Genomic DNA, 12,458 nt, shown 5'->3' on the forward strand with positions numbered 1-12,458 from the left:
TGGAGGGGTAAGAAAAAGTCCCCTACCTGCGGAAACAGGTAGGGGGTTGTGGTGGAGCTGCCGGGATTTGAACCCGGGTCCTTCGTCATGTCGCCAGGGCTTCTCCGTGCGCAGTTCGCGCAATGATCTCTACTCGGCCCTCCGCCTCGGACGAACACGTACGGATGATGGGCCCAGTTATCGGTGAAAAGTCCTGTCAGCCCCCGTTAACACGGGCTGGCAGCAAGTCCCTTGAAGTCGATGCCGGAGTCCACGCCAGGGACGAGCATGGGTCCGACAGACACGCGGTCGCTGCTCTTTACTTAGGCAGCGAGGGCGTAGTCGCGCTGAGAGTTCTCGGCGCTTAATTGGTTGCTGCGACGCTTACGGTGGTCTCTAGCCTGCACCGGCACGCTTCCCCTGGCTTCACGTACGGAGTCGAAACCTATAATCAGCCCCTTACGCCCACAAGGCGGGTCCCCGTGCCGGGGATGTCCTTGTAGTGTTCGCTCGATAGTAGTCGTCGTGGGCGCAATTAGCAACACCCCGCACCCTGGGAACTACTCCGGTGGAGTGTCCGTGGGGTACGGGGTGTGTGTCACGTCTGTGTCCACGCCCTGGTACCAGCAGTGGCGTGTCGAGGGTGGCATGGGCCGTGGGTTGGGCGCGCTGGACGCGTCACCATCGGGTGCGGTGAGTTAGCCGCGGATGCCTTTGATGCGGCGGCCAAGCTCGCGGGTGACGTCGCGTTCTTCGGCGCGGCGTTTGAGGTCTTGGCGTTTGTCGTAGGCCTGTTTACCGGCGGCGAGCCCGAGCTCCACTTTGAGCAGACCGTCTTTGAGGTACAGCTTGAGCGGGATCAGGGTTTTGTTGCCGTCGCGCACTTTGCCTTGCAGGGAGTCGATTTCCCGGCGGTGGAGCAACAGTTTGCGGGTGCGGCGGGGGCTGTGATTCGTCCACGATCCGTAGGAGTATTCCGGGATGTGGAGGTTGCGCAGCCAGACTTCACCGTCGTCGATGGTGGCGTAGGCGTCCACGAGCGAGGCTTTGCCTTCGCGCAGCGACTTGATCTCGGTGCCGACGAGGACGATGCCGCACTCGTAGGTGTCGAGAATGTTGTAGTCGTGCCGCGCTTTCCGGTTGGTCGCGATCGTGGGGTTCGGGGTGGCCTTCTTGCCGCCCTTTTTCTTAGCTGCCATAGCGGAAGCCGATATTACCGGATGCGGGGGGCTGCGCGCCCACGCCACGAGCCGGGCGGGCGGCATCCGTGGTGGGCTTCCCGCACGAAGGTGGCTTCTCCCCCGCACGGACAGGCCAGGCGGGTAGGAGTTGCTGCCCGAGGGCGGCTACACTGGCGGAACATGACGAACCACCAGATCGGTTTCCACCGGCAGAAGTACATCGACATGCAGTCTGAGCACATTTTGGCCAGGCGTGAGGAGCTGGGGGGCAAGCTCTACCTGGAGATGGGCGGCAAGCTTTTCGACGATATGCACGCCTCCCGGGTGCTGCCGGGGTTCACCCCGGACAACAAGATCGCGATGCTGGACAAGCTGAAGGATCAGCTGGAAATCATCGTGTGCATCAACGCCAAGGATTTGGAGCGCCACAAGGTGCGCGCCGATTTGGGCATCCCCTACGAGGAGGATGTGCTGCGCCTGGTGGATGTGTTCCGGGACCGGGGGTTCCTCGTGGAGCATGTCGTGATGACTCAGCTGGAGGAGTCCAACACGATTGCGATGGCGTTCAAGGAGCGCCTGGAGCGCCTGGGCCTGAAGGTGGCGAAGCACCGCATCATCCCCGGCTACCCGACGGATACTCGCCGCATTGTCAGCGAGGAGGGTTTCGGCCTGAACGATTTCGTGGAGACCACCCGGGATCTGGTGGTGGTCACCGCCCCGGGCCCGGGGTCCGGCAAGATGGCGACCTGCTTGTCGCAGGTTTACCACGAGCACAACCGGGGTGTGAAGGTCGGGTACGCGAAGTTTGAGACGTTCCCGATCTGGAATCTTCCCCTGGAGCACCCGGTGAACTTGGCCTACGAGGCGGCAACCGTAGATCTGGACGATATTAACCTCATCGACCCGTTCCACTTGGCGGCCTACGACAAGAAGGCCACGAGCTACAACCGTGACGTGGAGTCCTTCCCGCTGCTCAAGGTGCTGCTGGAGGAGATTAAGGGGTCCTCCCCGTACAAGTCGCCCACGGACATGGGGGTGAACATGGCGGGCTACTGCATCAGCGATGATGAGGTGTGCCGTCGGGCCGCGCAGCAGGAGATCATTCGCCGCTACTTCAAGGCCCTGGTGGAGGAACGCACCCTGGAGTTGGATTCGACGTTCTCCGACCGGGTGGCGCTCATCATGGCGAAGGCGGGCATCAGTGTGGAGGACCGGGCGGTGGTGGCTCCGGCCCGCGCCGTGGCGGCCGCAACCGACCACCCGGGCTCTGCCCTGGAGTTGGCGGACGGCACGATCATCACGGGCAAGACCTCCGCCCTGCTGGGCTGCTCGGCGGCGATGGTGCTCAACGCGCTCAAGCACTTGGCGGGCATTGATCCGGAGGTGGACTTGTTGAGCAAGCAGTCCATTGAGCCGATCACGGAGCTCAAGCTCGCGCACCTGGGGTCGAAGAATCCGCGCCTGCACACCGACGAGGTGCTCATCGCCCTGTCGATGTCGGCCGGCACGGACGACAATGCCCGCAAGGCTCTCGACCAGTTGAAGGCTCTGCGGGGCTGCAACGCCCACACCACGACGATCCTCGGGTCCGTGGATGAGGGGATCTTCCGCAACCTGGGCGTCCTGGTGACCAGCGATCCGGTGTACCAGCGCAGCGGCCTGTACCGGAAGCGCTAACCTCCGCGTCACGGCCCCGCGGCCCCCGCACGCGGGCCGTCGGCCGCCTGCCGGGCCCGCGCCCCGGCTACCCTCACGCGACAAAGGGTCCGCCCCACGCCACCGCAGGATGAGTGTCCTGTCGGGGTGTGGGGCGGACCCTTTGTGTGACGTGTGCCTTCGTCTCCGGGGAGCGAGCCCGGCGTGTGGGGGTGGGGTGCTACTTGCGGACGTAGAGCCGCAGGGTGACCTGGGCGGTCAGCGCCGCGAACGCCATGCCGACGAGGGCGACGATGGGGCCGGTGACCCAAATGTCGTTGGTGGTGATCGGGGCGATGAGGCGGGAGTCGTACAGGCCCTGCAGCGCCTGGTCGAGCACGAACTTCTTGCCCAGCAGCAGCCCGCCGATGGCGAAGGCGGCGCCGACGATGGTGGCGACGACGGCCTCGAGCACGAAGGGCGCCTGGGTGAACCAGCGGGAGGCACCCACCATGCGCATGACTTGCATTTCTTGCCGGCGGGCGTAGGCGGCGATCTGCACCATGTTCGCGATGAGGAACACGGCGGCCACGGCCTGCACCGCGGCCAGCAGGAACGTGGCGTTGCGCACCGCGTCCAAGTTGTCGGTCGCCGAGCGCAGGTCATCGACCTGGTCGATGACGTCGGTGACCTGCGGCAGGCTCCGCACCGCGTCGAGCGGGGTGGGGTCGAGGGGGTCGTCGAGGCGGACGTGGAGCGCGGCGGGCAGCGCATCGGGGGAGGTTTGCTGCACGAGCACCGGGTCGGTGGTTTCAAACACCTCCCGGAAACGCTCGTAGGACTGCTCCCGGGAACGGAACGTCACCGAGGTGACCCCGTCCGCCCCGTCCAGGGCGTCGCGGACCTGCCGGCAGGCGGTGGAGGAACAGTCCTTATCGCCCGCGGAGATCTCCTCGTCGAGCTGCACCATCACCTCCACGCGGTCGAGGTAGATGTCCTTAGTGCGTTCCGTCATCCCGGTGACCAGGAACCCGGTGGCGAGCAGCGCCAGGGAAATCGCGGTGGTGATGACGAGCGCGATCGTCATCGTTAAGTTGCGGTACAGGCCGCGGGTCGCCTCTCTCAGCACAAAACCAAGTCGCACGATTTTTGTTCAACCCCTTGAAGTAAAAAACTGGTGGGTGGGTGGTGTGGGTGGCTAGCGGCCGATGCCGTAGACGCCGTGGGCGTCGTCGCGGATCAGCTCGCCCTGCTTGAGTTCGACCACGCGGCGGCGCATGGCGTCGACGGCGGTGGCGTTGTGGGTCGACATGACCACGGTCGTGCCCAGCCGGTTGATGCGGTTGAGCAGCACCATGATTTCGGTGGAGGTGTCCGGGTCCAGGTTGCCGGTCGGCTCGTCGGCGAGCAGCACCAGCGGCTTGTTGACCGTGGCGCGGGCGATGGCGACGCGCTGCTGTTCGCCGCCGGAGAGTTCCGCGGGCATCCGGTCGGCTTTCGCGGCCAGGCCCACCATCTCCAAGGTGTCGGGCACGAGCTTGGCGATGGTGGCGCGGTTTTTGCCGATGACCTCCAGGGCGAAGGCGACGTTGTCGTAGACGTTCTTGTTCGGCAACAGGCGGAAGTCTTGGAAGACGTAGCCAACGTGCTGGCGGAGCTTGTTGATGTGGCGGCCGCGGAGGGTGTTGACGTGGAAGTCGCCGACGTAGACGTCGCCGGAGGTGACGTTCTGCTCCCGCAGCATCAGCTCCAGGAAGGTGGATTTACCGGACCCGGAGGGGCCGATGAGGAAGACGAATTCGCCTTTGTCGATCTGGATGCTGATGTTGTTCAACGCGGGCCGCGTCGATGTTTTGTACAGCTTGGTTACCTGGTCGAAGGTGATCACATTCGTCACTCTAGTTGACTTGCACCCCACGGGCATAGTTGGCGGCCCGCTCCACCCCGATCGCCTGCGCGCCCCACACCCCACGCGACACCCGCGCCCGCGGGCGGATCCCCGCCCCGCACACCACCACCGACCTGGCACGCCCACATAGACCACTGCCCCACCGCGCGGACACACGATGGGGCAGGGGTGGGGTAGGGTGCACGCACGCCACGAACACAGCGGGCGTGCACACCCGGGGCGTTAGGCGTCTTTCTCGCCGCTCATCCGCCAACGGATGCCGGCCTCCAGGAAGCGATCAATATCGCCGCCGAGCACCCGATCCGGGTCGTTGACCTCGTAGCCGGTGCGCAGGTCCTTGACCATCTGGTACGGGTGCAGCACATAGTTGCGCATCTGGTTGCCCCAGGACGCGTTACCGCCCGCGCCCAGCGCGTCCAGCTCCGCGCGTTCCTCCTGCCGCTTGCGCTCCAGCAGCTTGGCCTGCAGCACCCGCATCGCAGAGGCCTTGTTCTGAATCTGGGACTTCTCGTTCTGACAGGTCACCACGATGCCGGTGGGGATGTGCGTCAACCGCACCGCCGAGTCGGTGGTGTTCACCGACTGGCCGCCCGGCCCGGAGGAGCGGTACACATCGACCCGCACGTCCGCGTCCGGGATATCGATGTGGTCGGTCTGCTCCACCACGGGCAGGACCTCCACCTCCGCGAAGGAGGTTTGGCGGCGCCCCTGGTTATCGAAGGGGCTGATGCGCACGAGCCGGTGCGCGCCCTGCTCCACCGACAGGGTTCCGTACATGTACTCGCCGTGCACCACGAACGTCGCCGACTTGATGCCGGCTTCCTCCGCGTAGGAAATGTCGTAGACGTCGACCGGGTAATTGTTCTTCTCCGCCCAGCGCACGTACATGCGCATGAGCATCTCCGCCCAGTCGGCGGCCTCCACACCACCGGCACCCGAACGAATCGTCAGCACCGCCTCGCGGGCGTCGTACTCCCCGGAGAGCATCGTCTTGACCTCGAGCGACTCGATCGCCTGCCGCAGCTCCGCGCGTTCCTCGTCGGCCAGCGCCACACCGTCCGCATGGTCGGGGTCTTCCTCCGCCAGCTCGTACATCACCGGCAGATCATCGAGCCGCTGCCGCAGATCCCGCACGCGCCGCAGCTCCGCCTGGGTGTGCGACAGTTTGGAGGTCACCGCCTGGGCGTGCTCCGGATCATCCCACAGGGCCGGGTCGGAGGCCTGCGCCTCCAGCTCCCGCACCCGCTCATCGAGCTCGTCCAAGTTCATGACCTTCTCGATGGTGGTCAGGGTGTCGTTGAGGGCTTGCATGTCTGCGATCACTTCGGGTTGCACAAGGCATAAGCCTACCGCCCCGGTAGGGCACAATATGAGTCATGTCCCCCACTGGCGAAACACACCCCACCGACACCGACACCCCCACCGGCACGCAGGACACTGCGGGCGCGGCCGCGACCCCTGCGGCCACGCAGGAGCAGATCCACGCCGCCATCAGCGGCCTGGTGAAGACCTTCACCCTGCAGCACGAAGGCGACGACGATGAACACCTCGCCCGCGCGCTGGTGATGAACGCCGGCCGTATTGCCTACCGGCTGCGGCAGGCAGGCCTGGAGGTTGCCACCAAGTCCAACCCCACTGACCTGGTCACCACCGCCGACATCGGGGTGGAAAACTTCATCGTCGGTGTCCTCGCGCTGCTGCGGCCTGACGACGGCATCTTCGGCGAGGAAGGCGACCGCACGGACGGCACCTCGGGGCGCACGTGGGTCATCGACCCCGTGGACGGCACCTACAATTTCGCCCACGGCTCCGACTACTTCTGCACCGCGCTCGCCCTCGTCGAGGGCGACCCCGAGGAGGTGGCCCTCTGCGCCACCGAGGATGCCCCCTCCCACATCATCCTGGGCGCGGTGCACCGCCCAATGCTGGGCTACACGTGGCTCGGCGGGCGCGACATCCCGCTGACCCGCGACGGCGAGGCCACAGCGCCCCTCACAGACCGCCCCCTGGGGGAGGTGTGCCTGGGCACCTACATGCACCCGCCGCTGCTGCGCGCCGGCGGGGACCTTCCCGCCGCCTGGGGCCGGATGATCGCCCACGCCGCCACGATCCGCCTGCTGGGCAGCGCCTCCATCGATCTGGCCTCGCTGACCGACGGGGTCCTCGGCGCGTGGGCGCAGCACAGTGTGGCCGCCTGGGACTGGTTGCCGGGCCGCGCCCTCGTGGAGGCCGCCGGCGGCACCTGCCGCACCATCACCGCAGGCGGCGTTGACTGGTGCCTCGCCGGCACCCCGAGCGCCGTCGACGACATGCAGCGCCACCTGCAGGCAGACAGCTAAACACCCCTCCCCTCCCCCACCACTGTGCCGGCACCCTCCGGCAGCACACAAGGACACCAGCGATGACTTTCCCCAGCCCCCAGCCCGCCCCGACGATCACCACCCCGGAGGAGGCGGCCGCCTACGCCGCCGACCTGTTGCGCCGCGGCGCTGTCCGCCCGGACCCGCAAGTATCGGCCGACCTGGGGCTGGCACTGGCCCTGGCGGATGTGGCCGGCACCATCACGATGAGCCGTTTCGAGTCGGCCAGCCTGCAGGTGGAGTCGAAGCCGGACCTCACGCCGGTGAGCGACGCGGACCTCGCCGTGGAGCGCACCCTGCGGGCACTGCTCGCGGAGCTCGCCCCGGGCGATGAGGTGCTCGGCGAAGAATTCGGCGGAACGGCGTCCTTCGCGGGCCGCCAGTGGGTCATCGACCCCATCGACGGGACGAAAAACTTCGTGCGCGGGGTGCCGGTGTGGGCCACCCTCATCGCGCTGCTGGAGGACGGGGTGCCGGTGGTGGGTGTGGTGGATGCCCCGGCGCTGGGGCGCCGCTGGTACGCCGCCCGCGGCGAGGGCGCCTACCGAGTGCTCTTCGGCGGTGCGCCGCGGCGCCTGCACGTGTCCAAGGTGGCCTCCCTGGAGGACGCCTCGGTGTCGTTTTCCTCCCTCGAGGGCTGGCAGGCCCGCGGCAAACTCGACGGGTTCATCGGCCTGTCGGATGCGACGTGGCGGCTGCGGGGCTTCGGGGACTTCTTCTCCTACTGCCTCGTCGCGGAAGGCTCGGTCGATGTCGCCGCCGAGCCGGAGGTCTCCCTGTGGGACCTGGCGCCGCTGGCGATCCTCGTGCAGGAAGCCGGGGGCACGTTCAGTGGCCTCAACGGCGTCGCGGGCCCCCACGAGGGCGATGCGGTGGCCACCAATGGGCTGCTGCACACCCAGGTGCTCAACTTCCTGGGCGACACCCTGGGCCGCTAAGCACCCGGGGCCACTGGGCACACGAGGCCACCCGCCCTGCCCCCTCCTACGACACGACCGCCGCCCCGGCGGCTCACCCTCCTTAGCGAGGCACCGTGGTGCCAGGCACAGTACGTGCCCAAAGGGGGTGGCCGCCGGGGCGGCGGTGGTGGTGAGGGGCGTGCGATCCCCTCCTGCTAGCGCAGGCGCGGCTCGTCGGCGTCCGGCAGGCGGAAACCGCGGCCGGGGGTGCCGGCCTCAGCGGCGTCGAGCTGAGCAAAGATCGAGTCCGTGGTGGTGGCGAGCACCGGCACGAACAGCGGGCCCTGCAGGGGGCTGCGGCAGGGGGCGAGGTCGGTCACGCCCCCGGAGACGATGCCGACCAGACGGTCGCCCGCGAGCAGCGGGGCACCGGAATCACCCTGCATGGAGCACACGTGCGCCATCGTCAGCTGCGGGGTGGAGTACATCCGCGGCCCGCAGGTCAGCCCCGTGGCGACACCCATCTTGCACAGGTTGGTGCCGAGCCCCTCGAGGCCCTGCGGGGTGGTACCCAGGCCGGCGACGGTCACCCCGTTGTAGGTGCGGGTGACGGCGGCCTTGGTGTCATCGAACTTGATGATGGCGACATCCCCGAACGCGCCCTGGGCGCCGGTGCCGGTGGGTGCGCTTTTCGCCACCACGGTGCCGGTGACACCGTTCTCCCAGGAGTCGGCCGAGTACACCTCATCGCCGATGGCGCCGCAGTGGCCGGCGGTCACGCCGATGGTGTTGCCGGCCTCGTCATAGCCGGCCACGCCCAGGGTGCAGAAGTTCTGCGTGCCCACATAGATCGGGGTGCCGGGGCCGAACAGGCTCTTGCCGTAGATCTGGGCCTCGATGGACTCGCGCGGGGTGGCGGGCGCGTTGAAGAAACTACCGTCCACCCGGTGGAGGACCTCCCCGCGGGTCAGGGCGAGCAACTGGGAGGCCCAGTCGGTGGCCCAGGTGTAGTTCGGGCCGTTGGGCTTGCGGAACACGTCCAACATGGGGCGGCCCTGCTCGTCGACGAACAGTGGGGATTCCACAAAGATGGCCTGCCCATTCGTGCCGGCGAGCACATCCGCCGGCTGAGGTGCCGTGGGAGCCGTGTCCGCGGCCGCGAGTGCCGCATCCGCCGTCGGTGCCGCGGCAGCCGCACCCGCAGGCGCCTGCTGTTCCGCAATCGGGCGGGACAGGTCCGCGGCGAACGCCGAGACTGCCTCCGCGGGCGCCCACGCGGGCAGCGGCGGCAGCTGCGGCGTCGTAGCCGCACCGAGGAGGTCCGCCGCGGCGGACTGCGCGTCGGCGGCAGCCTGGGTGGCGGCGGCCTGCGCCTCGGCGAAATAGCCGGACAGGGAGGCCACCGGGTCAAGGTCCGCCGGCAGGGCGGGCGCCGCAGGTGCCGGGGGCGCGGCCTGGGCGGCGGCCGCAGTCACCGCGGCGTGGGCGTCCTGGACGAGGGTGGACAGGGGTGCAAAGGGGTCGGCGGGGGCGTCTTGGGCATGGGCCTGGGGGCCGAATGCGAGGGCGACGCCCGCCCCGAGGACAGCGGGGAGGAGTGTGCGAAGGCGCATGAACCTAAAAAATCACGAGGAGGAACAAACTGGGGCGAAAAAGGAAAACTGGCGGCGGGTGGCCACGAGGCCTGAAAAAAACAGGTCGGCCGGGTGGTGGTCCCCCGATACCCGCGGGCGCGCCACTCGCCGTCGTCGACGGCGCTTAAGGGAGGCATCCCGATCGGTGCGGTGATGAGCGGATGTGCCCCCACGCGAACCCACGAACGTCTGTGGGCTGTGCGCGGATGCGAGCGAGGGGCGAGCGGCGGCGCGGGCGCTGGGTAGTCATAGTGCCAGGCGAACCTGTGAGCCCTCCTCCGACACGCCACACCAGTCACACACGCGCCTGTGAGCAGCACCGATGCGCACCCCCTCATGGGTGCGGGGGTAGCCGGTGGGGGTAATGTCTGAGGTTTGTCTCCTGCAGGCGGCGCGGCGGCCCCGACCCCGCCCACGGGGCGCCGTGAAGAGCCGCGAAACGCCCGCCGAGTACGCAGACTCGACGGGCGCGGCGGGACCACCAGGTCCCACAGGCTCGCAGCCCCTTGTCCCCGCAGGTTGCACGCCCGGGGATGGGAAGGGGTGGGCTAGTTGATTTCGATGAGTGCCTGGCCGCCCTGGACGGCGTCGCCCTCGGCGACGTGGAGGGCACCGACGACGCCAGCGGCGGGGGCGGTGATCTCCGTTTCCATCTTCATGGCTTCCAGGATGAGCAGCACCTGCCCGGCCTCAATGTCGTCGCCTTCGGCCACGAGGACCTTGGAGACGGAGCCGGCCAGGGGCGCGACGATGGCGTTCGCGGACACGCCCTGCACGCTCGCCGTGGTGGGGGCGGCGGGGGTGTTGGTGGTGGCGCTGCCGAAGACAATCGACCCGAGGGAGCGGGTCTCTTCCTCGACCTCGACATCAACGCTGTAAGCAACGCCGTTGACGGTCACCTTGAGTTTCATTGACACGTATTCCTTATTGACAGTGTGGGGTGTGGCCTAGAGCCGACGGCTTGCGGTTTGGACGGCCTGGCGGCCTTGGGCGGCCCAGGTGCGGTGGCGGCTGAAGTGCACGGCACGCACCTTGCCCTTGTTGCCGAGGTAGGCGGACACCGCCGCGGAGATGGCCAGCAGCACATCCTCCGGGATTTCCTGCTCGCTGCGGGCTTTGAGTTCGGCGAGTTCGGCCTCCACCGCGTCGAGGCGGGCGGACAGTCGGCGCAGTTCGGCCAGCACCTCGGTGGTGTCCTGAGGGTCGTGGGTGGTCATAGTTTCATGACTTCCTGTGTATGACGTGCGAATGAGAAGCAGTCGGGGGTGGGTGCGAGTACTCGCTTACACCGGGCCGAGGCCGTGCTTCTTCGCGGGGCGGGAGACGCGCTTGTTGGCCAGCACCTCGAGCGCCAGGGCGATCTCGCGGCGGGTGTCGGCGGGGTCGATGATGGAGTCGACGAGGCCGCGGGAGGCCGCCATGAACGGGGTGGAGAAGGTCTCCTTGTACAGCTGGATGAGCTCGGCGCGCTTGGCGTCCTTGTCCTCTGCTGCTTCGATCTCCTTGCGGAAGACGACGTTGACGGCACCCTCGGCACCCATGACCGCGATCTCGGCGGTCGGCCACGCGAACACGGTGTCCGCGCCCAAGTCCTTGGAGCACATCGCCAGGTAGGCGCCACCGTAGGACTTGCGCAGCACCACGGTCACCTTCGGCACGGATGCAGCCGAGTAGGCGTAGAGCATCTTCGCGCCGTGGCGGATGATGCCGCCGTGCTCCTGGGCGACACCCGGCATGAAGCCGGGCACGTCCACCAGGGTCACCAGCGGGATGTTGAAGGCGTTGCAGAAGCGGATGAACTCGGAGCCCTTGTCGGAGGCGTTAATGTCCAGCACGCCGCTCATGACGTTGGGCTGGTTGGCGATGATGCCGACGGTGCGGCCCACCACGCGACCGAAGCCGGTCACCAGGTTCGGGGCGAAGCCGGCCTTGACCTCGAGGAAGTCGGCGCGGTCGACGATGCGGGCGATGATCTCGCGCACGTCGTAGCCCTTCTTGCCGTCGACGGGCACAATGTCCCGCAGCACGGGGTCTGCTTCCACAATCTCGTCGGGGTCGACCAGCGGCGGCTCTTCGGTGTTGTTCTGCGGCAGGAAGCTCAGCAGCTTCTGCGCGATGAGCACCGCCTGCTCGTCATCGTCGGCAACGAAGTGAATGTTGCCGGCCTTCGCCATGTGGGCGTCCGCACCGCCGAGCTGTTCAGCGGTGACGTCCTCGCCGGTGACGGACTTGATGACGCCGGGGCCGGTGATGAACATCTGGGCCTTGCGGGTCTGGATGATGAAGTCCGTCAGCGCCGGGGAGTACGCCGCGCCACCGGCGCAGGGGCCCGCGATGATGGAGATCTGCGGCACCAGGCCCGACAGGAGCACATTGTTGTAGAACACCTTGCCGTAGCCGGAGAGCGAATCAATGCCCTCCTGGACACGCGCTCCACCGGAGTCGTTGATGAAGATAAACGGGGTGCCGGTCGTCGCGGAGGCCTGCATCATCGCGGCCACCTTATTCGACTGGGTTTCACCCGCGGAGCCGCCCATGACGGTGAAGTCCTGGGAGGCGATGTGCACCGGGCGGCCGTAGACCGCGCCGGTGCCGGTGACGACACCGTCGGCAGGCGCCACGGCGGTGTCCATCCCGAAGTGGGTGGTGCGGTGGGTGGCGAACATTCCAGTTTCCTGGAAGGTGCCCTCGTCGACGAGAGCGGCGACGCGCTCACGGGCGGTCATCTTGCCCTTGGCGCGCTGCTTGTCCAGCTTGGCCTCGCCGCCGCCGAGTTCGACCTCGTGGATGCGCTTGTCGAGCTGCTCCAAGCGTTGTTCCATGGTGGGTTCGGACATGAGATAAAAAATCCTTCAATCAGT

General features: G+C 67.5%; 11 protein-coding genes and 1 other RNA gene. 3 read left to right on the forward strand and 9 right to left on the reverse strand.

The window, feature by feature from the left end:
• Nucleotides 1-49: 49 nt before the first annotated feature.
• Nucleotides 50-438, reverse strand: a transfer-messenger RNA (tmRNA) gene (ssrA, locus tag C1Y63_RS06005).
• Nucleotides 439-677: 239 nt separating this feature from the next.
• The gene (gene smpB / locus C1Y63_RS06010; protein ID WP_106015569.1) at nucleotides 678-1,178 is read right to left on the reverse strand and encodes an SsrA-binding protein SmpB; all 501 of its coding nucleotides are present in this window, start codon (nucleotides 1,176-1,178) and stop codon (nucleotides 678-680) included.
• A gap of 162 nt (nucleotides 1,179-1,340) precedes the next feature.
• Here smpB and C1Y63_RS06015 point away from each other — a divergent pair, with 162 nt between their 5' ends.
• Nucleotides 1,341-2,837 carry a DUF1846 domain-containing protein gene (locus C1Y63_RS06015; RefSeq protein WP_106015570.1) on the forward strand — a complete coding sequence of 499 codons (1,497 nt, stop codon included), beginning with the start codon at nucleotides 1,341-1,343 and terminating at the stop codon, nucleotides 2,835-2,837.
• A gap of 199 nt (nucleotides 2,838-3,036) precedes the next feature.
• Here C1Y63_RS06015 and ftsX read toward each other — a convergent pair whose 3' ends face one another.
• The 3 genes from ftsX to prfB form a co-directional block, all read right to left on the reverse strand.
• Nucleotides 3,037-3,939, reverse strand: a complete 903-nt coding sequence (gene ftsX, locus C1Y63_RS06020; RefSeq protein ID WP_106015571.1) for a permease-like cell division protein FtsX — start codon at nucleotides 3,937-3,939, stop codon at nucleotides 3,037-3,039.
• A 54-nt stretch (nucleotides 3,940-3,993) separates the two neighbouring features.
• Nucleotides 3,994-4,683 carry a cell division ATP-binding protein FtsE gene (gene ftsE, locus C1Y63_RS06025; RefSeq protein ID WP_106015572.1) on the reverse strand — a complete coding sequence of 230 codons (690 nt, stop codon included), beginning with the start codon at nucleotides 4,681-4,683 and terminating at the stop codon, nucleotides 3,994-3,996.
• A 243-nt stretch (nucleotides 4,684-4,926) separates the two neighbouring features.
• Complete coding sequence (gene prfB, locus C1Y63_RS06030; protein ID WP_369831027.1) at nucleotides 4,927-6,015, reverse strand: peptide chain release factor 2; 1,089 nt, start codon at nucleotides 6,013-6,015, stop codon at nucleotides 4,927-4,929.
• Nucleotides 6,016-6,080: 65 nt separating this feature from the next.
• Between prfB and C1Y63_RS06035 the strand changes: the two genes are divergently transcribed.
• Nucleotides 6,081-7,043, forward strand: a complete 963-nt coding sequence (locus C1Y63_RS06035) for an inositol monophosphatase family protein (protein WP_106015574.1) — start codon at nucleotides 6,081-6,083, stop codon at nucleotides 7,041-7,043.
• Between the two features lie 62 nt (nucleotides 7,044-7,105).
• Nucleotides 7,106-8,002 (forward strand): histidinol-phosphatase, encoded by an 897-nt coding sequence (gene hisN / locus C1Y63_RS06040; RefSeq protein WP_106015575.1) that lies wholly within the window; start codon nucleotides 7,106-7,108, stop codon nucleotides 8,000-8,002.
• A 176-nt stretch (nucleotides 8,003-8,178) separates the two neighbouring features.
• On the opposite strand, the gene C1Y63_RS13010 is transcribed toward hisN, so the two are convergent.
• From C1Y63_RS13010 to C1Y63_RS06060, 4 genes are all read right to left on the reverse strand, one after another.
• Complete coding sequence (locus C1Y63_RS13010) at nucleotides 8,179-9,576, reverse strand: S1 family peptidase (RefSeq protein WP_233195601.1); 1,398 nt, start codon at nucleotides 9,574-9,576, stop codon at nucleotides 8,179-8,181.
• A gap of 569 nt (nucleotides 9,577-10,145) precedes the next feature.
• Complete coding sequence (locus C1Y63_RS06050) at nucleotides 10,146-10,508, reverse strand: biotin/lipoyl-containing protein (RefSeq protein ID WP_106015576.1); 363 nt, start codon at nucleotides 10,506-10,508, stop codon at nucleotides 10,146-10,148.
• A 36-nt stretch (nucleotides 10,509-10,544) separates the two neighbouring features.
• The gene (locus C1Y63_RS06055; protein WP_106015577.1) at nucleotides 10,545-10,814 is read right to left on the reverse strand and encodes a hypothetical protein; all 270 of its coding nucleotides are present in this window, start codon (nucleotides 10,812-10,814) and stop codon (nucleotides 10,545-10,547) included.
• 66 nt (nucleotides 10,815-10,880) lie between these two features.
• The gene (locus C1Y63_RS06060) at nucleotides 10,881-12,434 is read right to left on the reverse strand and encodes an acyl-CoA carboxylase subunit beta (RefSeq protein ID WP_106015578.1); all 1,554 of its coding nucleotides are present in this window, start codon (nucleotides 12,432-12,434) and stop codon (nucleotides 10,881-10,883) included.
• Between the last annotated feature and the right edge of the window lie 24 nt (nucleotides 12,435-12,458).

The sequence above is a fragment of the Corynebacterium sp. 13CS0277 genome (genome assembly GCF_002994655.1).
Lineage (GTDB): Bacteria > Actinomycetota > Actinomycetes > Mycobacteriales > Mycobacteriaceae > Corynebacterium.

Excerpts from the sequence above, each read along its gene's own strand:
- smpB (WP_106015569.1), bottom strand. The coding sequence starts at position 1,178 with ATGGCAGCTAAGAAAAAGGGCGGCAAGAAGGCCACCCCGAACCCCACG.
- C1Y63_RS06015 (WP_106015570.1), top strand. The coding sequence starts at position 1,341 with ATGACGAACCACCAGATCGGTTTCCACCGGCAGAAGTACATCGACATG.
- prfB (WP_369831027.1), bottom strand. The coding sequence starts at position 6,015 with ATGCAAGCCCTCAACGACACCCTGACCACCATCGAGAAGGTCATGAAC.
- C1Y63_RS06035 (WP_106015574.1), top strand. The coding sequence starts at position 6,081 with ATGTCCCCCACTGGCGAAACACACCCCACCGACACCGACACCCCCACC.
- hisN (WP_106015575.1), top strand. The coding sequence starts at position 7,106 with ATGACTTTCCCCAGCCCCCAGCCCGCCCCGACGATCACCACCCCGGAG.
- C1Y63_RS13010 (WP_233195601.1), bottom strand. The coding sequence starts at position 9,576 with ATGCGCCTTCGCACACTCCTCCCCGCTGTCCTCGGGGCGGGCGTCGCC.
- C1Y63_RS06050 (WP_106015576.1), bottom strand. The coding sequence starts at position 10,508 with ATGAAACTCAAGGTGACCGTCAACGGCGTTGCTTACAGCGTTGATGTC.
- C1Y63_RS06055 (WP_106015577.1), bottom strand. The coding sequence starts at position 10,814 with ATGACCACCCACGACCCTCAGGACACCACCGAGGTGCTGGCCGAACTG.
- C1Y63_RS06060 (WP_106015578.1), bottom strand. The coding sequence starts at position 12,434 with ATGTCCGAACCCACCATGGAACAACGCTTGGAGCAGCTCGACAAGCGC.